The following is a 21,239-nucleotide window of genomic DNA, read 5'->3' as shown; positions in this document are numbered from 1 at the left end:
GTCAGGCGGGCACCTCGTCGCGCCAGGAGTGCTGGGGTGCGAAGCCCATCTGCTCCTTCGCGGCCCGGTTGCTGAGCAGCGTGCCGAACTCCCCGACGCTGTCCGGAACCTCGATGCCGGGGTGGATCGCGGCCAGCGCCTCCCGCGTCGGCATGTCCAGGATGATGTCGTCTGCCGCGATGACGAAGGCATGCGAGCCGGACAGGCTGGCCGTCAGCGCGTCCTCGCAGGACCGGGCCACGTCGCGGGCGTCGATGTAGCCGAAGAGGTTCCAGCGACGCGCCTCGGGTTCCTTGGCGAAGGCCGGCTGCTGCGCGTAATCCTCGACCGTGAAGATGTTGGACAACCGGAGCCCGATGAAGGGGATGCCCGCCCACCGCGACACCTGCTCCGCCATGGTCTCGGTCATCACCTTCGACAGCGAGTAGGTGGAATTGGGCAGCGGGTAGTGGTCCTCGTCGACGGGGACGTAGCGCACCTCGTCGAACGGAAGCCCGAGCGTGGTCTCGCTGGAGGCGTAGACCACCCGCTTGAGCCCCAGCTTCCACGCGGCGATGAAGACGTTGTTGTTCATGGCCATGTTGGCGTTGAGGGTGTGCGAATCCGTGTGGATCCAGTCCGCAGGAATGTTGGCCAGGTGGATGACGGCGTCCGCCCCGGAGAGCACGTCCATGGCCTCGCCGAACTGGGTCAGGTCCGCCCGATAGAACTTGCCGCCATACCAGGCGGGGCGTCCGGCGACGTCAGTGGCGACGATCTCGTGGGCGGTGTCGACGAAGTGGCGGAGGGTGGCCTGGCCGGCTTTGCCCGAGGCCCCGGTGATGACGATGCGCATGGCCCCCAGCTTAGTGAGGCGGGGACGCGGAAAGGGGGCGCCCCGACCGCGGGACGCCCCCTTTCCGGCCAGGTCACTTCTCGAGCAGGCCCTCGAACAGGACGGTGGAGAGGTAGCGCTCGCCGAACGACGGGATGACCACCACGATGGTCTTGCCGGCGTTCTCGGGGCGCGCCGCCACCTCGACGGCAGCCGACAGCGCGGCACCGGAGGACAGGCCGACGAGGAGGCCCTCCTCCTGGGCGGCGCGGCGCGCGAACTCGACGGCCTGGTCGATGTTGCGGGGGAGCACCTCGTCGATGACGGAGCGGTCCAGGATCTCCGGCACGAAGTTGGCGCCGATGCCCTGGATCTTGTGGGGGCCGGGCTGGCCGCCGGAGAGGATGGGGGACTCCTGCGGCTCCACGGCGACGATCTTCACCTCGGGCTTGCGCTCCTTGAGCACCTGGCCGACGCCGGTGATGGTGCCGCCGGTGCCGACGCCCGCCACCACGATGTCCACGGTGCCGTCGGTGTCGTCCCAGATCTCGACGGCGGTGGTGGTGCGGTGGATCTCCACGTTGGCCGGGTTCGCGAACTGGCGGGCGAGGACGCCGCCCCTCTCAGCCGCGATCTCCTCGGCCTTCTCGACGGCGCCGCGCATGCCCTGCGGTCCGGGCGTGAGCACCAGCTCGGCGCCGTAGGCGCGCAGCAGTGCGCGGCGTTCCAGCGACATCGTCTCAGGCATGGTCAGCACCACCTTGTAGCCGCGCGCGGCACCCACCATGGCCAGCGCGATGCCGGTGTTGCCGGAGGTGCCCTCGACGATGGTCCCGCCGGGCTGCAGCTGGCCGGAGGCCTCGGCCGCGTCGATGATCGAGACGCCGATGCGGTCCTTGACCGAATTCGCGGGGTTGTAGAACTCGAGCTTGGCCAGGACTGTCGCGTTGTCGCCGGCGATGCGGTTGAGCCGGACCAGGGGCGTGCGCCCGATGAGGGCGGTCACGTCAGAGTAAATGTTCATGTCGTCGCCAACCTTCCCCAACGCCCGGATATTCCCGCCGACGGGGGCGAAGTTGCTCCGGCAGGAAAGGCAATAGACTCCCTCCCATGACTGCCCAGCACGAGAAGGTCCTCGTCGTCGACTTCGGGGCGCAGTACGCCCAGCTCATCGCGCGGCGCGTCCGCGAAGCGAACGTCTACTCCGAGATCGTCAGTTCCTCGCTCGACGCCGACGCGATCCTCGCGCTGCGTCCTGCCGCCATCATCCTCTCCGGTGGGCCGTCGTCGGTCTACGAGGAGGGTGCGCCTGGTCTGGACACCAGGATCCTTGAGGCGGGCGTGCCCGTGCTGGGCATCTGCTACGGCTTCCAGGTGATGGCACAGGCGCTCGGCGGCACCGTCACCAAGACGGGGCAGCGCGAGTACGGCCGCACGTCGCTGTCCATCCATGACGGCGGGTGCCTGCTCGGCAGCCTGCCCAATACGCTCAACGTCTGGATGAGCCACGGGGACTCGGTCAGCCGGGCACCGAAGGGGTTCCGTGTGCTTGCCCGCACCGCGGGTGCGCCGGTGGCGGCGTTCGAGGACCTGGCCCGCAAGCTTGCCGGCGTCCAATGGCACCCCGAGGTCCTGCACTCGCAATGGGGTCAGCAAGTGCTGGAGCACTTCCTGTTCACCATCGCCGGGCTCACCCCGGACTGGACGGCCGAGAACATGGTCACCGAGAGCATCGACGCGGTGCGCGCCAAGGTGGGGGACCGCCGGGTGCTGTGCGGTCTGTCCGGCGGGGTGGACTCCGCCGTCGCCGCGGCGCTCGTGCAGCGGGCCATCGGCAATCAACTGACGTGCGTGTTCGTGGATCACGGCCTCCTCCGCGAGGGGGAGGCCGAGCAGGTCAAGAAGGACTTCGTGGCCGCCACCGGCGTGGACCTCGTGGTCGCGGACGAGCGCGATCGCTTCCTCGGCGCCCTGGCCGGGGTGACGGACCCGGAGGAGAAGCGCAAGATCATCGGCCGCGAGTTCATCCGCACGTTCGAGGCGACGGCGCGGGACCTTGCAGGAGAGCGGGGGATCGACTTCCTCGTCCAGGGCACGCTCTACCCGGACGTGGTGGAGTCCGGTGGCGGTGAGGGAACCGCCAACATCAAGAGCCACCACAACGTGGGCGGACTGCCCGATGACCTTGAGTTCACCTTGATCGAGCCGCTGCGCCAGATGTTCAAGGACGAGGTGCGAGCCGTCGGGGAGCAGCTGGGGTTGCCGGAGGAGATGGTGTGGCGCCACCCGTTCCCCGGCCCCGGGCTGGCCATCCGGATCATCGGCGAGGTCACCGAGGATCGGCTCAACATTCTTCGCCAGGCAGACGCGATCGCCCGCCACGAGCTGGCCGTGGCCAAGCTCGAGCGGGCGATCTGGCAGTTCCCCGTCGTGCTCCTCGCGGACGTGAGGTCCGTCGGGGTGCAGGGCGATGGCCGGACCTACGGCCACCCCATCGTCCTGCGGCCCGTGGTGTCGGATGACGCCATGACCGCGGACTGGGCCCGGCTGCCCTACGAGGTGATCGAGAAGATCTCCTCCCGGATCACCAACGAATGCCCCGAGGTCAATAGGGTGGTCGTCGACGTCACGAGCAAGCCGCCGGGCACCATCGAGTGGGAGTAGCCTCCCGGCTCAGATGTCGTACGGGGGCTCCTTGGGGGAGCCCGGCTTGCGGGTGTCGTACCACTGGCGGGCCTTGTCGAACCCCTCCTCGGCCAGGGAGCCGCCCTCGTCCTTGGGCATGACGGCCCACAGGATGAGGTAGGCCAGAATGCCGCTGCCGCCGAAGACGGCGATGAGGACGAAGGCGATCCGGACGATGGTCACGTCGAGGTTGAGGTAGCGCGCGATGCCTGCGCAGACGCCGCCGATCATGGCGCCGGTACTGGGACGGGTGAGCTTCATGGAAGTTCCTTTCGGGAATTCGTGCGGCCGCGGGAGGAGATGAGACCGATCGCGCCTGCGGCCACGAGGATGACGGCGAGGATCGGTTGGACAAAGGGCGCCGAGAGGCTCGGCGAGACGATCAGGACGATCCCGAAGCCGACGGCGGCGAGGCCGACGGCCAGGGCGGCCAGATCGAGCGGTGGGCGGTTCATGGTGCTGTCTCCAGTGTGACGTCTGCGAGGGTCGCGTCGACCGTGACGGTGAGATCCAGTGCTGCATCCGTGTCATCGGTCGCGACGCTGACATCGCTGAGGAACTCGTTGGTGGTCACCGACAGCGGTGCGCCGGGGAGAACGATCGTGAGGTCCGAGGCGATCGCCTCCACCCGGATGTGTTCGATGCCCGCGAGGTCGGTCTCCTCAGTCAGATCGACCACCCGGTCCTCCCCGACGACCTTGAGGGTCAGCATCGAGGCGTCGGCCGGCGGCGGACTCGCGGATTCGGCGGCCCGCGGAGCAAGCCAGCCGCCGGCCACCATCGCGATCACCAGCACACCGAGCAGGGGCCGTGGCACGCGCTTTGCTCGTGCGATCGCCGAGTAGAGCACCGCAAGGGTTCCGCCTGCCACGAGCGCGGCTCCGAGGGCCAGCCCCGGTCCGGCGCCGAGGAGAACGACCATCACGGCGCCGGTGGCGAGCATCGCCACGAGGATGCCGAGGCCGATCAGCCAGGCCGCCTTCGGGCGGGGGCCCGACGGGATGGCGCGGGGGGGCTCAGTGGCGTAGAGGTCCACGACGGGCAGACCGTCGTGGGCGCGCCCGGTGGCGGAGTGCATCTGGGAGCGCCAGTGGGCCACCAGGGCGTCGTCGCTCACGGCCCCGGCGCTGGTGTTCGTGCGCGTGTTCTGCGGCTGGGGCGCGGCGGGTGGCGACCACGTGCCGCCGAGCCGGCCCCGGCGGGCCAACACGAGAAGGGCCAGGAGAAGCACGCCGGGTCCCCATGGAAGTGGGCTGATCGAGCTGACCAGGCTGACCGCGGCCAGCGTGGTGAGGACGACCACAACCTTCTGGCCCGTGGGGGTCCAGCGGGCGAAGGCGGGGAGGAGTGCGTCCATGGGGCGCACACCGGTGGGGCTGCGGGTGAGCGCGGTGCCCCACGCGTACAGGGCCACGCCCAGGCCCCCGCTGAGGGCCAGCAGGGCGAACGCGACCCGCACCAGGACCACGTCGACGCCCATCCTTGTGGCGATGGCTGCGCAGAGACCGGAGCCCATGCCGGACTCCTGGCGCTGCAACGCGCCGAGGCTCGGATCGAGCCACCCCAGATCAAGCTCAGTGGACATGGACACCAGTCTGGTGCGGTGGCGCCGGCATCGCCATCGGGTGACCCCCTGAGGGGCACCTGAGTTGTGACGCCGGGGACCCTGGAAAGGACCCTGGACGCTGGTCTCCCCGTCGTCAGCGTGTCAGGCTGGGGCCATGACACAGCTGCCGGTTCCCATCGCGCCCGCGCGGGTTCCGCTGCGCCGCCAGAGCGAGGGCAAGGTCATCGCGGGAGTCGCGACAGGCCTGGCCTCGCACCTCGGTGTCCGGGTGGCGCACGTGCGGCTCGGATTCCTGGTCCTGGCCCTCTTCTCCGGCGCGGGGGTGCTCGCGTACGGCGCGCTGTGGGTTCTCATGCCGCGCGCGACGGCCGAGGGCGAGCCCGTGGGCTTGGCGGCGGCCAGCCGCAGCGGAATGCGGCCGCAGCGCGTGGAGGCGCCGGCGGCGGACTCCGGCCTCCTCGTCGCAGGCGGGATGCTCGTCGTGGGGCTTCTGTGGCTGTTCGTCTCGGGTGGGATCATCTCCACCGCGCTGTTCTGGCCCATGGTGGTGGGCGGCGTGGGCGTCATCGTGATCTGGCTCCAGGTGGACGAGCGGGTCACCCCCCGCCCCGGCAGGCCTGGACGCGGTGGGCTGTGGTCGCGCGTGGCGCGCGGAGGCGGGGCGATGAGCATCGTCCGCTTGGTGGGAGGTCTCCTGCTGGTGGGGGCCGGCACCAGCTGGATCCTGGCCACCCAGGTGGGGCTGTCGCAACTCCCCGGGGTGTTGGGCGCCTCGGGGGTACTGCTGGCCGGTGTGCTGGTGGTGGCGGCCCCGTGGCTGTACCAGCAGCGAGGGCGGGTGCGGAGAGCCGACGCGGAGCGGCTGCGCGCCGAGGCACGGGCCGACATGGCGGCACACCTGCACGATTCGGTCCTCCAGACCCTGGCGCTCATCCAACGCCAGGCCTCCGACCCCGTCACGGTCGCGGGGCTCGCGAGGCGCCAGGAGCGCGAGCTGCGCACCTGGCTCTACGGCGAGTCCACCCGGGCCGCGTCCTTCCGCTCCGCGCTGCGCGGGGTGGTCGCCGACGTCGAGGCGGACTTCGCCGTCGACGTCGAGCTGGTCTGCGTGGGTGATGTCGCTGTCGACGACCGCGTGGAGGCGCTGGTGCTGGCCGTCGGAGAGGCCGTGACGAACGCGGCGAAGCACTCCGGCTCGCCGAGGGTGGACGTGTACGCCGAGGTTGACGGCCCGCGCATCGAGGTGTTCATCCGGGACCGCGGACGGGGCTTCGACGTCGACGCGGTACCGGAGGGGCGGATGGGCGTGCGAGAATCGATCAAGGCCCGGATGGATCGCTACGGCGGCAGTGCCGCGATCCGTTCAGGCCCCGAGGGCACCGAGGTGAAAGTGGAGATCGCCATATGAGCGAGGCGGCCGGACCGATTCTGTTGCGCGTGGTCATCGTCGATGACCACGCCATGTTCCGTGCGGGGGTCCGGCATGAGATCGGGCCTCACTGCGACGTGGTGGGTGAGGGTGAGGACGTGAACACGGCTGTCGCGGCCATCACCGCCACCGTGCCGGACGTGGTGCTGCTTGACGTGCACCTCCCGGGTGGAGGTGGCGCGGAGGTGATCCGGCAGGTGTTGCCCTCGACCCCCCAGGTCAAGTTCCTTGCGCTCTCGGTCTCGGACGCGGCACAGGACGTGATCGGGGTGATCCGTGCCGGCGCTCGCGGCTACGTCACCAAATCAATCAGCTCGGAAGAGCTGTTGGAGGGCATCGCGCGCGTGGCTGCCGGCGATGCCGTGTTCTCCCCGCGCCTGGCCGGGTTCGTCCTCGACGCCTTCTCAGGGGCGGTGGACGTGTCCGGCATCGACGAGGAGCTGGACAGGTTGAGCGTCCGTGAACGTGAGGTGATGAAACTCATCGCACGCGGCTATTCCTACAAGGAGGTGGCGCGCGAGCTGTTCATCTCCATCAAGACGGTGGAGACCCACGTGTCCTCTGTGCTGCGCAAACTGCAGTTGTCCAATCGTCATCAATTGACGAAGTGGGCCACGGACCGCCACCTGATCTGATCCTGATAAAAACGCGAAAATAGGGGCGGTGCCGGATGACTCCGGCACCGCCCCTATTCTTGAACTACGGGTGTGATCAGGCCTTGCGCTTCTGCATCCAGCCATAGATGACCAGGATGAGCAGGGCGCCGAGGACCGAGAAGATCAGGCCCGAGACGGAGAAGATGTCTGAGTAGGACACGTTGAAGATCAGTCCGCCCAGGAAGCCGCCGAGCAGTGCGCCGGCGATGCCGAGGAGGATGGTGACGACCCATCCCCCGCCCTGACGGCCGGGGAGGATGGCCTTGGCGATAGCCCCGCCGAGGAGGCCGATGACGATGTAAGCAATGATTGTTCCCATATGTCCAGGATGCACCATATGGCGCGGATGGACAACTTGGAGGGTCATTGTCCGGGCGAACTCGGGGTCAATTCAGGGTGACTCATGGGTGGGATAGCCTCTCCGTATGGAATTGATTCATGACGTGTTGGTGCTACTACACTTCGTCGGATTTGCGGCCCTTTTCGGGGGCGCCTTTGTGCAGGTGAAGGGCCCATCGCGGGCCGTCAATGCCGCAATGGTCCACGGAGTGCTCACCCAGCTGGTCACCGGTCTGCTGCTGGTGGGCCTGGCGGAGATGGGTGACGGGGAGGTCAACCACCTCAAGGTGGGGATCAAGCTGGCGGTCGTCGTCGTCATCGCGGTGTTCGTGTTCATGAACCGCAAGAAGGAGACCTTGTCCGACGGGCAGTTCTGGGGCATCCTCGGCCTCACCCTGCTCAACGTCGTGGTGGCCGTCTTCGTCTGAGACCTCAGAAGAGCGGGCGCCACGGGCTGAGGAAGAGCTCCGTGGCCTTCGCCACGGGGGACCGCTCCCGCCACCTCTCCTCGGTCAGTTCGATGCAGTTCGACTCGTCGGTGAGGAACACGTCCTCCAGGTAGGACGCCACGCCCTCGTCGGTGACCTCGAGGTTGACCTCGTAGTTGCCCAGCAGGCTGAGGCGGTCCAGGTTGGCGGTGCCGATGGTGGACCACTGGCCGTCGATGGTGGCGGTCTTGGAGTGCACCATGGCCCCCTGGAACAGGTAGAGCCTGATCCCGGAGCGCAGCAGCTCAGCGTAGAAGCCGCGCGAGAGCCAGTCCGCCACCACGTGGTTGGAGCGTGCGGGCACGATGATGCGGACGTCCACGCCGCGGCGCACGGCGTCGCGCAACGCGCTCACGAGGTCGTCGTCGGGGATGAGGTAGGCATGCGTGAGCCAGATGTGGTGGCTGGCGCGGTCGATGGCCTCGAGGTACATGTTGCGGATGGGGTACACCTGGATGCGTGGAGTGTTGCGGTGCACCCGGACGGTGGGCTCCCACTCGCGCTGAGGGTTGTGCTCGATCCGGTCGCGCACCTTGCTGGGATGCATGTTCCAGAAGTCGACGAACGCGTTCTCAAGCTCCGCCACCCCGTCGCCGACGATGCGGGCGTGGGTGTCGCGCCACCCGGTGGCGTACAGGGAACCGATGTTGTAGCCGCCGATGAACCCGACCCTGCCGTCGACGGTGAGCAGCTTGCGATGGTCGCGGCCCCAGCTGCGTGGTGACCAGGGCAGCGGGAACGCCGGGTGGGGCATGGTGTTGACGGTGGAGGGAATGGCCCGGAAGAAGGCGCGGGGCACCACCAGGTTTGCGAACTCGTCCCAGACCGCGTGCACGCGGACTCCACGAGCCGCTGCCCGGGTGAGCGCCGCGCGGAATCGGAGCCCCTCGGCGTCGCCCTTCCAGATGAAGGTCTCGAAGTAGACGTGGTGCTCGGCCCCGTCGATGGCCTCGATCATCGCGTCGTAGACGTGCTCGCCGTAGGTGTAGACGGTCACCTCGTCGGCCCCGACGCCGATGGGCTCCGGCTTGGTGATGGGAAACTTGCGCAGCTTGCGCTGCTTCTTCCGTAGTGACTCGACGAGGGTGAGGGCCAGCATCGAGAGGATCTGGGCCAGCAACACGGCGGTGGTGATCCGGCCGAAGATCACCCGACCTCGGGAGAAGGCATCACGCATGCCGCCAGCATATCGGCGGGAGGAGCGCCTGAGCGGGCGGTAGTGTTGGCCCCCGACATGAGTGACTCGCTGTTCCCGGACCTGTTCGCCGCGTTCCAGCCGGACCAGGCGCCGCCCGCCCGTTCCGGGGAGGAGCGGCCCGAGCGGCGCGCCTCAGCCAAGAAGGTCTCCGAGGAGCAACTCCTCGAGGGGCTCAATGCTCCTCAGCGGGAGGCGGTGCTGCACGCCGGCTCTCCCGTCCTGGTCGTGGCGGGCGCAGGCTCCGGGAAGACGCGGGTGCTGACACGGCGCATCGCCCATCTGGTCTCGCAGCGCAATGTCCATCCGGGCTCCGTGCTGGCGATCACCTTCACCAACAAGGCGGCCGCCGAGATGCGTGAGCGCGTCGTGGACCTGGTGGGGAACCGTGCCAAGCTGATGTGGGTCTCCACCTTCCACTCGGCGTGCGTGCGCATCCTGCGCCAGGACATCGACCGCTTCGGCCTGACCAAGAGCTTCTCGATCTACGACGACACGGACGCCAAACGTCTCATGTCACTGGTGTGCCGGGACCAGGAACTGGACCCCAAGCGCTACCCCGTCCGAGCGGTGATGAACAAGGTCAGCACCTTCAAGAACGAGCTGGTGGACTACGAGCGGGCCGCCCAAGAGGCGGTGTCCCCGCCCCAGAAGGTTTTTGCCGAGGCCTACGCCGAGTACCAGTCCCGGCTGGTGGCGGCCAACGCCTTGGACTTCGACGACCTGATCATGACGGCGGTGCACCTCCTGCAGGCGTTTCCGGACGTCCGGGAGAAGTACCGGCGTCGCTTCCGCCACGTGCTCGTCGACGAGTACCAGGACACCAACCACGCGCAGTACGCGCTGGTGCGGGAGCTGTGCGCCGGCGACGTCGGCGGCGTGGTGGACGGATCCCCTCTGGTCGAGCCGGCGGAGTTGATGGTGGTGGGGGACTCGGACCAGTCCATCTACGCGTTCCGCGGCGCCACCATCCGCAACATCCTGGACTTCGAGAAGGACTATCCAGGCGCCCGGACGGTGGTGCTGGACCAGAACTACCGCTCCACGCAGAACGTCCTCACCGCGGCCAACTCGGTGATCTCGCGCAACCAGTCCAGGCGCGACAAGCACCTGTGGTCGGATCTCGGTGAGGGGGAGCTGATCGTCGGGTGGGTGGCCGACAGCGAGACGGACGAGGCGCAGTTCGTGGCCGACGAGATCGACCGGTTGAGTGATGCAGGCCTGTCGCAGTATGGCGACACAGCGGTCTTCTACCGCACGAACGCGCAGTCCAGAGCGTTCGAGGAGGTGTTCATCCGGGTGGGGATGCCCTACAAGGTGGTGGGAGGCGTGCGCTTCTACGAGCGTCGGGAGATCCGCGACGCGATCGCCTACCTGCGGGCCATCGTAAACCCGGCAGACGACGTGTCCGTGCGCCGGATCCTCAACGTGCCCAAGCGTGGCATCGGTGACCGGGCGGCCGCCGCGGTGTCCACCCTGGCCACCGGCCACCGGCTGAGCTTCTTCGACGCCCTACAGCGCGCGTCGGAGGCCCCGGGGCTGGCCTCCCGATCGCTGAAGCAGATCCAGGGCTTCGTGGACCTCATGAACCTGCACCGGGCCATGCTGGCGCAGGGCAAGCCGGCCGACGAGGTGCTGACGTCGATTCTGAAGGAGTCCGGCTACCTGCCCGAGCTCCAGGCATCGGTCGATCCGCAGGACCAGACCCGCATCGAGAACCTGATCGAGCTGGTCTCGGTGGCGGCTGAGTTCGTTGCGGCGGCCAACACGATCGACCTGGACGACGATACCGTCGAGTCCGGCCTGGTCGCGGGGATGCCTGAGCCGGACGACTCCCTGCCGGCCTTCCTGGAGCGGATCGCCCTGGTGGCCGACTCGGACCAGGTGCCGGACCACGAGGACGGTAAGGGCGTGGTGACGCTGATGACGCTGCACACCGCCAAGGGCCTGGAGTTCGACACGGTGTTCCTCACCGGCATGGAGGAGGGCATGTTCCCGCACATGCGAGCCCTGACGGACCCGGAGGAGCTGGAGGAGGAGCGTCGGCTGGCCTACGTCGGCATCACACGGGCGCGCAGAAGGCTGTTCCTCAGCAGGTCCCAGGTGCGGGTGGTCTTCGGATCCCCCCAGTACAACCCGCCGTCGCGATTCTTCGACGAAGTGCCCCCGCACGTGCTGGACTGGCGCCGCACCGGCGCTGCCACGACCACGTGGGCCAGCTCCGCGGCCACCCGCAACCGTCAGACCTCGGCGTCTGTGGCGAGCTTCGGATCAGGGCAGGGGCCGCTGAAGACGGTGTTCAGCGTGGCCACGGGGGATCGGGTGCTGCACGCGGCTTTCGGCATGGGTGACGTGCTGGCCGTCCACGGAGTGGGGGACGCCACGAAGGTGGACGTGGACTTCGGGTCTGCGGGCACGAAGAGGCTGAGCCTCAAGCATGCCCCGATGGAGAAGCTTTAGCCCACGCCCAGCGAGCGGAGGAAGGTCATCGGGTTCGAGGCGGAGTACACGTCGCCGGGGGTCACGCCCGGCTTGTAGTACTCGAAGTGGAGGTGGGCGCCGAAGGAGCGTCCGGTGTTGCCGACGTAGCCGATCAGCTGCCCGGGGCGAACGGTCTCGCCGGCGCCGACCACCTTGCGGCTCATGTGGGCGTAGAGGGTGGAGCCGCCGTTGCTGTGCTGGATCACCACGTTGATGCCCGCCCAGCCGCCGGCGGTGGGGCTGAGCACCACACCGGAGGCGGCCGCGTAGATGGGAGTGCCGACAGGGGCCGGGAAGTCCTGGCCGGTGTGGTACCGCGACCAGCTTCCGGTCGCGCCGAATCCGGCACCGATGCGGTAGTTGGACTTGACGGGCATCGAGCCGCCCTTGGTGGTGAGGTTGGTCACGTCCTGGGAGCTGAGGTTCTCCTTGCCCGCTGCTGCAGCGGCGGCGGCCTTCTTGGCCTCCTCGAGGCGCTTGGCCGCCTCTTCGGCTTCCTTCTTCAGCTTCGCGCTCTGCGCGGCCACGAGCGTCATGTCCTCGTCCATGAGGCGCTGGCGTTCGGTGGAGTTGGTCATCCACTCGGTCTGTGCGGCGGACTCGACGGAAGCGTCCAGGGTCTCGTCGCGCTCCTTGGCGGCCTCGTCCGCGACCGCTTCGGTCAGGTTGGCCCGCACCGCGGTGCGGCTGACCTCCTGGGAACGGTCGGCGAAGCCCATGGCCGCGGCAGACGCGGCGGCGGCGGGAACGGCGGCGTCGAGCGACTCGCTCGCGGTGTCGCCACCGTCGCGCGCGGTGAAGGCGAAGGCGAACAGGGCGCTCACGGACAGGGCGCCGGCCACGCCGAGCGCGACGATGCGACGGCTGACGGCAAACGGCAGGGCAGGCGTGGATCGGCGGGCTGGGTGGGCGTCAATCTCGACGATGTCGTCGATCTCCGCGGCGCGACGGGGGTTGCGCACTGGCGTGGCGTCGTTCACCTGGCTCCTAGCCTTGTTCGGGGGGTTCTGAGAAAACCTTAACAGTTCTCAGGTTTCTCTCAAAGTCGAGCAGCCGAGGCGGTCCGAGTCGTGAGACGATGCTTGTCAGGACCACATGTGGCTCCCGCGGGTGCGCACAACAGGAGCCAGGTCGAGCGGGCCGGGCCGATCCGTCAGGCCCTTCCGTCCCTTCGGGCCGCCGGGTAGTCTGGCGGAGTTTGATCGACCAACCGAAGGACCACCGTGGATCTCCTCGAGTATCAAGCCCGCGACCTGTTCGAACAGTTCGACGTGCCCGTCCTCCCCGGCCGCATCGCCACCACCCCTGAGGAGGCGCGCGCGGCCTACCTGGAACTCGGCGCGGACCTCGTGGTGATCAAGGCGCAGGTCCGCACGGGCGGCCGTGGAAAGGCAGGCGGCGTGAAGCTCGCCCGCGGCGAGGACGCCGTCATGAAGACGGCGGGCGAGGTGCTCGGCCTGGACATCAAGGGGCACGTGGTCGAGACCGTCATGCTCAGCCCTGGCGCGGACATCGCGGAGGAGTTCTACTTCTCCATCCTCCTGGACCGCGCCGCCGGCGGGTTCATCGCGATGTGCAGCATCGAGGGCGGCGTGGACATCGAGACCTTGGCGGTAGAGCGGCCGGAGGCGCTGCTCCGGCTGGACCTGGACCCCGTCGAGGGGATCTCCCAGGCCGTGGCTCAACGCATCGTGACCGACGCGGGATTCATGCCCGAGGACCACCAGAAGGTCTCCGCGGTGCTCAGGAAGCTGTGGCGGACCTTCAAGGAATCTGACGCCACACTGGTGGAGGTCAATCCGTTGGTGAAGACCGGCGCCGGCGACATCATCGCCCTCGACGGCAAGGTCACCCTGGACGGCAACGCTGACTTCCGCCACCCGGAATGGGAGCGCTACGAGGAGACCACCGGGGACGTGGATCTCGAACGTCAGGCACGCAACCTGGACCTCAACTACGTCAAGCTCGACGGCAGCATCGGCGTGATCGGCAATGGCGCCGGCCTCGTGATGAGCAGCCTCGACGTGGTGGCGGCCGCCGGCGAGGAACTGCCCGGCCGGCCGCGTCCCGCGAACTTCCTCGACATCGGCGGTGGCGCGTCGGCCAACGTGATGGCCAACGGGTTGCGCATCATCATGAGCGACCCGCAGGTCAAGAGCGTCTTCGTCAACATCTTCGGCGGAATCACGGCCTGCAGTGATGTGGCCAACGGCATCGTCAACGCGCTGGACATGCTGGGCGCCGAGGCGCGCCTGCCCATTGTGGTGCGGCTCGACGGCAACTCCGTCGAGGTCGGCAAGGCCATCCTCGCCGAGGCCAATCATCCGTTGATCACTGTCAAGAACACCATGGACGAGGCGGCCCGGGCGGCCGCCCGGTTCGCGGCCGAAGGGAACTGACTCCGATGTCGATCTTCATCAATGCGTCCTCGCGCGTGCTGGTCCAGGGCATGACGGGCAAGGAGGGGCGCAAGCACACGCAGCGCATGATCATGTCGGGCACCCGCATCGTGGGCGGAGTCACGCCCGGCAGGGCGGGGGAGGCGGTCCTGTTCGAGGAGGACCCGGTGCCCGTGTTCGGGTCCATGGTGGAGGCGGTCGCGGCCACCCATGCCGATGTGTCGGTGGTGTTCGTGCCGCCGAAGTTCGCCAAGGAGGCCGTCCTGGAGGCGGTGGAAGCCGAGGTGGGCCTGTGCGTGGTGATCACCGAGGGGATCCCGGTGCACGACGCGGTCGAGTTCCACGCGGCGGCCCGCGGTTCGCGGACCCGGATCATCGGCCCTAACTGCCCCGGCCTCATCTCTCCCGGCAAGTCCAACGTCGGCATCATCCCGGCCCACATCTCGGGCCCGGGACGCATCGGCCTGGTCTCGAAGTCCGGCACGCTCACCTATCAGATGATGTACGAGCTGCGCGATCACGGCTTCTCGACGGCGGTGGGCATCGGCGGTGACCCGGTGGTGGGTACCAGGCACATCGACGTGCTGCAGGCTTTCGAGGAGGACCCCGACACGGACCTCATCGTCATGATCGGTGAGATCGGCGGCGACGCCGAGGAGCGTGCGGCGGCCTACATCGCAGACCACATCACCAAGCCCGTGATCGGGTACGTGGCCGGTTTCACCGCGCCGACCGGACGGACGATGGGCCACGCCGGCGCCATCATCACCGGATCGGCCGGTACCGCACAGGCGAAGAAGGCGGCGTTGGAGGCCGCGGGGGTGCTGGTGGGGGAGACCCCGTCGCTGACCGCTGGACTGGTGCGCGACGCCATCGCGCACCTGCGCCACACCCTGGTCTGACGCGGTGCGGGTCAGCCCTGGCTGGCCCGCACCGGGATCCGCAGCGCCAGCTCCGTGAGCTGCGCGTCGGTGAACGAGTAGGCCGCCGTCACGGTGATGATTGTGTAGGACACGTGCTCCCCGGCCACGCTGACGACGAGCCGGTACGGCACGCCCGTGTCGTCGGCGGTGGCCTGAGTGACGGAGAAGAGACGCGAGGAGACCGGCAGACCAGCCTCGCCGGTGCCCGTCACTGCCGGCAGCTCGCTGACGGTGGCTGTGTTGACGCGATCCTTGCAGCTGGCGATGGCGTTGCCCAGCTTGGTGGCGAAGGCCGTGGCGCCAGCTGCGTCCGGGAACGTGAAGCGCAGCTCGTCCACGCCGAACGTGTCCGGCGCCTGGTCGTCCTGCGTCATCAGGTAGGTGGCCTGCCGCCGCTCGGTGGGGCCGGGCTCACTCACCAGAGTCAGGTTCTCGCACCCCATCCCTGCGCTCGTGAGGTCTGTGGGGTCCGAGGCCGTCCACCGGCCGGACCCGGGCCTGATCCGGGGAAGGTCCGAGGGGATCAGCCAGCCGACGGGTTCGGCCGCCGGGACCACCGCGTCGGTGACGGTGGGCTCCGGGGCGCAGGTGGCGGCCTCGATGGTGCACAGCGTGCCCTGCGGGCGGGCGAGGGCACCGGCGGCGAGCTGCGCTTCGACGGGGCTGCTGGTCCGGGCCACGTCCAGCAGCTGGATGGCGCTGCCCACGCGTGTCATCAGCAGCGTGTGGTACTGGATGGGCACGTCCTCGAAGACCACTGAGATCTGAAAGGCCTCGTCGCCCATCCCCTCGACCGAGGTCGCCCGGACGATCCGGGCCGGGATCTCGTCGCAGCTCGCCAGCGCGGTGCTGCGGTTGGCGAACACCTGCTGCGCCGCGGCGGGTGAGGCGTAGGTTTCGATGCGGTGCAGCGCGGCGAGCTGGTCTTCGTCTGAAGTGGCGAGGGTGCGCTGTAGTGAGGAGGTGGGGTTCTGGTCTTCGGTCTGGGTGCTCAGGCAGGCGACGCGGCCCTCATGGTCCGCGGCGGCGGTGCTGGTGTGGGTCACCGACCACGAGGCGGCCGCCGCGATGCCGGCCAGATCCTCGCCGGTGACGAGGTCCTCCGGTGCCGCGACGACGGTGGGGCTCGCGCTCGCCGACGCCGCGGCCGAGCCGCTCGGTGAGGCGCTCTGTGAGGTGGCCGGCTCCGCTCCCCTCGAGGCGTAGAAGGCGATCATGCCGACGGCGAGTGCCCCCACCAGGCCTCCCAATGCCCAGACGGCGAGGCCTGGGCGCGCAGGCTGCGTTCGCGGGGGCGGCGCAGGCGTCTCCGCCTCGAGGGGGGTCGATGAGGATAGGGCGGACCTGCGGGGCGCAGGGCTGGGGCTGTCGGCCACCTCGCCGGCCGAGCGCGGGAACACGGGGGCAGGGATCGGAGTCTCGCCCTGTGGCTCGTCGGAGTCCGGGCGCGAGAATGCGGCGGCGTCGTCTGTGGAGCCGCGTCGCGGGCGGAAGATGTCGTCTGCTGGGGTAGGGTCCGTGTCCGGCGGGGATGAGGTGTCCGCGTCGGAGAGCCAGGCCCGTCTGGGGCTTCCTTCGCTTTCAGGCATCTCATTCACCTCCCAGTGGCCGCGACAGCGGGTTTCGTGGGGCAACCCTACCGCCGTCGGCAACACGAAGGCGCAGATCCACGAGGGGACTTCAGAGATGGCGAAACGCACGGCGACCCACCGGACCGTCGCGGTGGACGTGGACGCGCAGGAGCCCGCTACGCACCGTGAGTGGCCCTGGCCCTGGTATGTGGTGGCCGTCGGAGGACCGCTGGCCGTCCTGGCGGCGGGTTGGCTGGTGCTCAGCGCGTTGGCGATGCTGGGCTGGCTGACGTCGCCCGAGGCTCAGCTCTCCGACGCGCTGGGGCTCTCCACCGGGCTGCTGGTTCTGGCGCACGGGGCGCCCGTGGTGATCGGGGGCCTGCAGGTGTCGGTGGCGCCTCTGGGGCTGACCGTCGCGCTGGTGTTCCTCGCCCTCCCGTTGGCATCGATGGCGGCCAGGCAGGCGGCGCGGCAGGAGGCCCTCCCTGACGACACGGGGAGAATTTGGGCAGACACCGAGGCGATCGTCACCCGGGTGGGCGGCACCTTCGGCGCGGTCTACGCCGCGGCCCTCTCGCTTCTGGCAGCCTCGATCGGCGCAGGGTCCCTGCGTGCGGTGGTCGGTGGGGTGGCGGTCGGCGGCATCGCCGGGCTCTGGGGCGCCTCACGCGGGGTGGGCCACGATCCCACCGCCGAGTGGCCGGCGTGGCTGCGCGCCGCGCCGAAGGCGCTGGGGGCCGCCATGCTCACCGTCCTGGCCGGCTCGGCGGCAGTGCTGGTGGTGGCACTGGTCCAGGGCCGCGACAGCATCACCGCGATCGTCGAGGGTCTCGACGGCGGCGGCGTTGGGCTCTTCCTGCTCGTGATCCTGCACCTCGCCTACCTGCCCAACCTGCTCCTCGCCTGCGCGTCCTGGATGCTGGGCGCCGGGGTGACGGTCGGCGATGGCTCCCTCGTCAGCATGGCCACCACGGACGTCGGTCTCCTCCCGGCGATTCCGGCGTTCGGCCTCGTTCCGGTGGGGGCTGAGGTCTCCATGACGTCGTTCTGGTGGCTGCTCGTCGGCGTGGCGGCCGGGGCGGTGGCCGGCCTCGCCGTCGCCTGGGCGAGGCCTCGCGCGCGCTTTGACCAGACGGCGCTGGTGGGGGGCCTGTCCGGTGTCGCCGCCGGGGCCGCCGTCACCGTCCTCGCTGCGCTGGGCTCCGGCGGGTTGGGCGGCACCCGGCTCGCCCTCGTGGGGGCCCGGGTGCCGGAGCTCGCCGTCTTCGCGCCGACCCTCCTAGGGCTCTCCGGCATGGTGACGGGACTGATCGTTGGCCTGATCCGCCGGCCGGTCGCCCAGCCGGCTGAGGCCGGCGCCACCCCTTAGGATGGGCGGGTGACCACCCACGTCGTCGTCCTGCTGTCCGGCTCCGGCACCCTCTGCGCGGCGCTGCTCGACGCGATCGACGGCGGGGAGGTGGATGCCCGTGTGGTCGCCGTCGTGTCTGACCGTGAGGATGCGCAGGGCCTGGCTCGCGCCCGTGAGCGTGGCATCCCCGCGGTGGCCCATCCGCTGGCCGCAGGCGCAGACCGGGCGGCGTGGGACGCGGCGCTGCGCGACATCGTGGGGGCCTACGATCCGGACCTGGTGGCCTCCGCGGGTTTCATGAAGTTGCTCGGCCCGGCCTTCCTCGATCGATTCGGGGGACGCACCATCAACACGCATCCGGCGCTGCTGCCGAGCTTCCCGGGCATGCACGGTCCCCGCGATGCGCTCCGCGCCGGGGTGAAGGTTTCCGGTGCCACCGTCTTCGTGGTCGATGCCGGGGTGGACACCGGTAGGATCCTGCTGCAGCGCGCGGTGGACGTGCTGCCGGACGACGACGTGGAGTCTCTCCACGAGCGCATCAAAGTGGCCGAGCGCCGCCTGCTCATCCAGGCCGTGGCCGAATGGAAAGAGGGCAAACCGTGACCGATCTCATCCCGCTGCGCCGAGCCTTGGTCTCGGTCTACGACAAGACGGGGCTGGCGGACCTGGGCCGCGAGTTGCACGCCTCCGGCATTGAGATCGTGTCGACGGGCTCCACGGCAAAGACGCTGGCGAACGCGGGCGTGCCTGTGACGCCCGTGGAACAGGTCACCGGGTTCCCCGAGTGCCTCGACGGCCGCGTCAAGACGCTGCACCCGCACGTGCACGCCGGCATCCTGGCGGACCGCCGGCTCGAGACGCACCGCAGACAGCTCGACGAACTCGGCGTGGCCCCGTTCGATCTGGTGATCACCAACCTGTACCCCTTCGCCGCGACAGTCGCGTCCGGCGCCTCCGAGGACGAGTGCGTCGAGCAGATCGACATCGGCGGGCCCACGATGGTGCGGGCCGCCGCGAAGAACCACCCGAGTGTCGCGGTGATCACCTCCGCCGAGCAGTACCCCATGCTGCGGGCGGCCCTGGCAGCCGGCGGTTTCACCCTCCAGCAGCGCAAGCAGCTGGCGGCGGCCGCGTTCGTGCACACCGCCACCTACGACGTGGCCGTCGCGTCATGGATGGGCAACGTGGTCACCGACACCTCAGGCGGCACCGGGTTCCCCGCCTGGGTGGGCGCCACGTGGCACAAGGTGGCGGACCTGCGCTACGGCGAGAACTCGCACCAGGCGAGCGCTGTCTACCGCAACGGGGACGGCACCGACGGGCTCGCCGACGCCACGCAGCTGCACGGCAAGGAGATGAGCTACAACAACTACGTGGACGCGGACGCCGCGCGCCGCGCCGCCTACGATTTCGACGGCCCCGCCGTGGCCATCATCAAGCACGCCAACCCGTGCGGCATAGCCGTCGGGGCGGACGTCGCGGAGGCGCACCGTCGGGCCCACGCCTGCGATCCGGTGTCCGCCTTCGGCGGGGTGATCGCCGCCAACCGGCCCGTCAGCGTGGACATGGCGCGCCAGGTCTCCGAGGTGTTCACCGAGGTGATCGTGGCCCCCGGCTACGAGGAGGGCGCCGTCGAGGTCCTCGCCGCCAAGAAGAACCTCCGCATCCTGCTGGCGCAGGACGCCATCAACGCCGGCATCTCGCTGCGGCAGATCGACGGGGGCCTGCTGTTGCAACAGACGGACGCCATCGACGCACCCGGCGACAACCCGTCGGCCTGGACCCTCGCGGCCGGCGAGCCGGCGGACGAGCAGACGCTCGCCGACCTCGAGTTCGCGTGGCGGGCCGTGCGCGCCGTCAAGTCCAACGCCATCCTGCTGGCCTCCGACGGCGCCTCCGTGGGCGTCGGCATGGGCCAGGTCAACCGGGTGGACTCCTGCCATCTGGCCGTGACCCGGGCCGGCGAGCGTGCCGCCGGGTCGGTGGCCGCCTCGGACGCCTTCTTCCCCTTCGCCGACGGCGCCCAGGTCCTCCTCGACGCCGGCGTCCGCGCCATCGTGCAGCCCGGCGGGTCAGTTCGTGACCAGGAGGTCATCGACGCAGCCGCCGCGGCGGGGGTCACCATGTACCTCACCGGCACCCGCCACTTCTTCCACTGACACCAGGAGGCACCGTGACCGCCCAGAGACTCGACGGCAAGGCCACCGCCGCCGCCATCAAGGCCGAACTCGCAGTCCGGGTGGCGGCGCTGCGGGACCGCGGCGTGGTGCCGGGGTTGGCCACGGTGCTCGTCGGTGAGGATCCGGCCAGCCAGAGCTACGTGAAGATGAAGCACCGCGACTGCGAGGAGGTGGGCATCGCCTCGATCCGGGTGCACCTCCCCGCTGACGCCACGAAGGCCCAGCTCCGGGAGGCCATCGAGTCGCTCAACGCGGACGAGGCGGTCACCGGCTACATCGTGCAGCTGCCCATCCCCAGGCACCTGGACGAGAACTGGGCGCTCGGCCTCATCGACCCGGACAAGGACGCCGACGGTCTGCACCCGATCAACCTCGGCCGCCTGGTCCTGAACGAGCCCGCCACCCTGCCGTGCACGCCGCGCGGCATCGTCGAGCTGCTGCGCCGCCACGGCGTGGAGCTTCGCGGCGCCGAGGTGTGCGTCGTGGGTCGCGGCATCACCGTGGGACGGCCGCTCGGCCTGATCCTCACCCGGCGCAGCGAGAACTCGACCGTCACCCTGTGTCACACCGGGACGCGGGATCTCGCTTCCCACACCCGGGCCGCGGACGTGGTGGTGGCAGCCGCCGGCGTGCCTGGGATGATCACAGCCGACATGATCCGCGAGGGCGCCGTGCTGGTGGACGTCGGCGTCAGCCGCGTCGACGGCAAGACGGTCGGCGACCTCGCTCCGGATGTCTGGGAGAAGGCGGCCTGGGTGACGCCCAACCCGGGCGGGGTTGGGCCGATGACCCGCGCCATGCTGCTGAGCAACGTCGTGGACCGCGCGGAAGCGCTGCATGCCGGATAGGCCGGACAAGCCAGCCGAGTCCTACCCCAGCAACCCGTGGCCTCTGCTCGGGGTGTTGGCGGTGGTGGGCGTCGGCGTGGGCTACGCGGCTTTGGGGCACTGGCGGCGGGCCGCGCTGATGGTGGCCGGGGCACTGCTGGTGGGTGCGCTGCTGAGGCTCGTCCTGTCCACGGAGATGGCGGGGCTGCTGGCGGTCCGGCGACGGTGGTTCGACGTCCTGGTGATGGCCGTCATGGGGCTGGCGATCACAGTGGTGGCCCTGGTGGTGCCTCCCTCGAGCTGACGCGCGATGGCCCGCTGGGTCGGTCTGGTT

General features: G+C 69.5%; 21 protein-coding genes. 12 read left to right on the top strand and 9 right to left on the bottom strand.

Annotation, left to right across the window (positions count from 1 at the left end; genetic code table 11):
* Position 1 precedes the first annotated feature (1 nt).
* Both ACX1D1_RS12900 and cysK read right to left on the bottom strand, forming a co-directional pair.
* Positions 2 to 835, bottom strand: coding sequence for an NAD-dependent epimerase/dehydratase family protein (locus ACX1D1_RS12900; protein WP_459054811.1), 834 nt, complete (start codon positions 833 to 835; stop codon positions 2 to 4).
* Positions 836 to 908: 73 nt separating this feature from the next.
* Entirely contained in the window at positions 909 to 1,838 is a 930-nt protein-coding gene (cysK, locus tag ACX1D1_RS12895; protein ID WP_182784455.1) for a cysteine synthase A, read from the bottom strand.
* An 86-nt stretch (positions 1,839 to 1,924) separates the two neighbouring features.
* Between cysK and guaA the strand changes: the two genes are divergently transcribed.
* Entirely contained in the window at positions 1,925 to 3,478 is a 1,554-nt protein-coding gene (gene guaA / locus ACX1D1_RS12890) for a glutamine-hydrolyzing GMP synthase (protein WP_459054810.1), read from the top strand.
* 9 nt (positions 3,479 to 3,487) lie between these two features.
* Here guaA and ACX1D1_RS12885 read toward each other — a convergent pair whose 3' ends face one another.
* The 3 genes from ACX1D1_RS12885 to ACX1D1_RS12875 are packed head-to-tail and all read right to left on the bottom strand — an operon-like array spanning position 3,488 to position 5,084.
* Positions 3,488 to 3,760 (bottom strand): PspC domain-containing protein, encoded by a 273-nt coding sequence (locus tag ACX1D1_RS12885; RefSeq protein WP_459054809.1) that lies wholly within the window; start codon positions 3,758 to 3,760, stop codon positions 3,488 to 3,490.
* Positions 3,757 to 3,954, bottom strand: coding sequence for a hypothetical protein (locus tag ACX1D1_RS12880; RefSeq protein ID WP_459054808.1), 198 nt, complete (start codon positions 3,952 to 3,954; stop codon positions 3,757 to 3,759). Before ACX1D1_RS12880 ends, ACX1D1_RS12885 begins: the two co-directional genes overlap by 4 nt.
* Complete coding sequence (locus ACX1D1_RS12875; RefSeq protein ID WP_459054807.1) at positions 3,951 to 5,084, bottom strand: PspC domain-containing protein; 1,134 nt, start codon at positions 5,082 to 5,084, stop codon at positions 3,951 to 3,953. The genes ACX1D1_RS12880 and ACX1D1_RS12875 overlap by 4 nt, the downstream gene beginning before the upstream one ends.
* A 136-nt stretch (positions 5,085 to 5,220) precedes the next feature.
* Between ACX1D1_RS12875 and ACX1D1_RS12870 the strand changes: the two genes are divergently transcribed.
* Positions 5,221 to 6,474 carry an ATP-binding protein gene (locus ACX1D1_RS12870; protein WP_182784446.1) on the top strand — a complete coding sequence of 418 codons (1,254 nt, stop codon included), beginning with the start codon at positions 5,221 to 5,223 and terminating at the stop codon, positions 6,472 to 6,474.
* The gene (locus tag ACX1D1_RS12865) at positions 6,471 to 7,130 is read left to right on the top strand and encodes a response regulator (RefSeq protein WP_459054806.1); all 660 of its coding nucleotides are present in this window, start codon (positions 6,471 to 6,473) and stop codon (positions 7,128 to 7,130) included. Before ACX1D1_RS12870 ends, ACX1D1_RS12865 begins: the two co-directional genes overlap by 4 nt.
* 76 nt (positions 7,131 to 7,206) lie before the next feature.
* Here ACX1D1_RS12865 and ACX1D1_RS12860 read toward each other — a convergent pair whose 3' ends face one another.
* On the bottom strand, positions 7,207 to 7,470 hold the full coding sequence (locus tag ACX1D1_RS12860) for a GlsB/YeaQ/YmgE family stress response membrane protein (RefSeq protein ID WP_459054805.1): 264 nt from the start codon (positions 7,468 to 7,470) through the stop codon (positions 7,207 to 7,209).
* 106 nt (positions 7,471 to 7,576) lie between these two features.
* On the opposite strand from ACX1D1_RS12860, the gene ACX1D1_RS12855 reads away from it, so the two are divergent.
* Positions 7,577 to 7,918: a hypothetical protein gene (locus ACX1D1_RS12855; RefSeq protein WP_182784440.1), complete on the top strand. Its 342-nt coding sequence runs from the start codon at positions 7,577 to 7,579 to the stop codon at positions 7,916 to 7,918.
* A 4-nt stretch (positions 7,919 to 7,922) separates the two neighbouring features.
* On the opposite strand, the gene ACX1D1_RS12850 is transcribed toward ACX1D1_RS12855, so the two are convergent.
* Positions 7,923 to 9,155 carry a phospholipase D-like domain-containing protein gene (locus ACX1D1_RS12850; protein ID WP_459054804.1) on the bottom strand — a complete coding sequence of 411 codons (1,233 nt, stop codon included), beginning with the start codon at positions 9,153 to 9,155 and terminating at the stop codon, positions 7,923 to 7,925.
* Positions 9,156 to 9,212: 57 nt separating this feature from the next.
* On the opposite strand from ACX1D1_RS12850, the gene pcrA reads away from it, so the two are divergent.
* On the top strand, positions 9,213 to 11,633 hold the full coding sequence (pcrA, locus tag ACX1D1_RS12845; protein ID WP_182784438.1) for a DNA helicase PcrA: 2,421 nt from the start codon (positions 9,213 to 9,215) through the stop codon (positions 11,631 to 11,633).
* On the opposite strand, the gene ACX1D1_RS12840 is transcribed toward pcrA, so the two are convergent.
* Positions 11,630 to 12,634 carry a M23 family metallopeptidase gene (locus ACX1D1_RS12840; protein ID WP_182784436.1) on the bottom strand — a complete coding sequence of 335 codons (1,005 nt, stop codon included), beginning with the start codon at positions 12,632 to 12,634 and terminating at the stop codon, positions 11,630 to 11,632. The genes pcrA and ACX1D1_RS12840 overlap by 4 nt on opposite strands.
* Positions 12,635 to 12,877: 243 nt before the next feature.
* Here ACX1D1_RS12840 and sucC point away from each other — a divergent pair, with 243 nt between their 5' ends.
* Entirely contained in the window at positions 12,878 to 14,053 is a 1,176-nt protein-coding gene (gene sucC / locus ACX1D1_RS12835; protein ID WP_182784434.1) for an ADP-forming succinate--CoA ligase subunit beta, read from the top strand.
* Positions 14,054 to 14,058: 5 nt separating this feature from the next.
* A complete protein-coding gene (sucD, locus tag ACX1D1_RS12830; RefSeq protein ID WP_459054803.1) occupies positions 14,059 to 14,955 on the top strand; it encodes a succinate--CoA ligase subunit alpha in 897 nt (298 codons plus the stop codon).
* 11 nt (positions 14,956 to 14,966) lie between these two features.
* Here sucD and ACX1D1_RS12825 read toward each other — a convergent pair whose 3' ends face one another.
* A complete protein-coding gene (locus ACX1D1_RS12825; RefSeq protein ID WP_459054802.1) occupies positions 14,967 to 16,565 on the bottom strand; it encodes a hypothetical protein in 1,599 nt (532 codons plus the stop codon).
* A 97-nt stretch (positions 16,566 to 16,662) separates the two neighbouring features.
* On the opposite strand from ACX1D1_RS12825, the gene ACX1D1_RS12820 reads away from it, so the two are divergent.
* From ACX1D1_RS12820 to ACX1D1_RS12800, 5 genes are read left to right on the top strand one after another with little or no spacing between them, the layout of a single operon-like run.
* Complete coding sequence (locus ACX1D1_RS12820) at positions 16,663 to 17,916, top strand: cell division protein PerM (RefSeq protein WP_182784428.1); 1,254 nt, start codon at positions 16,663 to 16,665, stop codon at positions 17,914 to 17,916.
* A 9-nt stretch (positions 17,917 to 17,925) separates the two neighbouring features.
* Positions 17,926 to 18,501: a phosphoribosylglycinamide formyltransferase gene (purN, locus tag ACX1D1_RS12815; RefSeq protein ID WP_459054801.1), complete on the top strand. Its 576-nt coding sequence runs from the start codon at positions 17,926 to 17,928 to the stop codon at positions 18,499 to 18,501.
* Complete coding sequence (gene purH, locus ACX1D1_RS12810) at positions 18,480 to 20,057, top strand: bifunctional phosphoribosylaminoimidazolecarboxamide formyltransferase/IMP cyclohydrolase (protein ID WP_459054800.1); 1,578 nt, start codon at positions 18,480 to 18,482, stop codon at positions 20,055 to 20,057. Before purN ends, purH begins: the two co-directional genes overlap by 22 nt.
* Before the next feature lie 14 nt (positions 20,058 to 20,071).
* Positions 20,072 to 20,926, top strand: coding sequence for a bifunctional methylenetetrahydrofolate dehydrogenase/methenyltetrahydrofolate cyclohydrolase (locus ACX1D1_RS12805; RefSeq protein ID WP_459054799.1), 855 nt, complete (start codon positions 20,072 to 20,074; stop codon positions 20,924 to 20,926).
* Entirely contained in the window at positions 20,916 to 21,209 is a 294-nt protein-coding gene (locus tag ACX1D1_RS12800) for a DUF3017 domain-containing protein (RefSeq protein ID WP_182784420.1), read from the top strand. The genes ACX1D1_RS12805 and ACX1D1_RS12800 overlap by 11 nt, the downstream gene beginning before the upstream one ends.
* Positions 21,210 to 21,239: the final 30 nt, after the last annotated feature.

This window comes from Tessaracoccus luoxuelianae (genome assembly GCF_054483915.1).
Note: the sequence above shows the minus strand (reverse complement) of the source record. Positions and strands in the feature narration are given on the sequence as shown.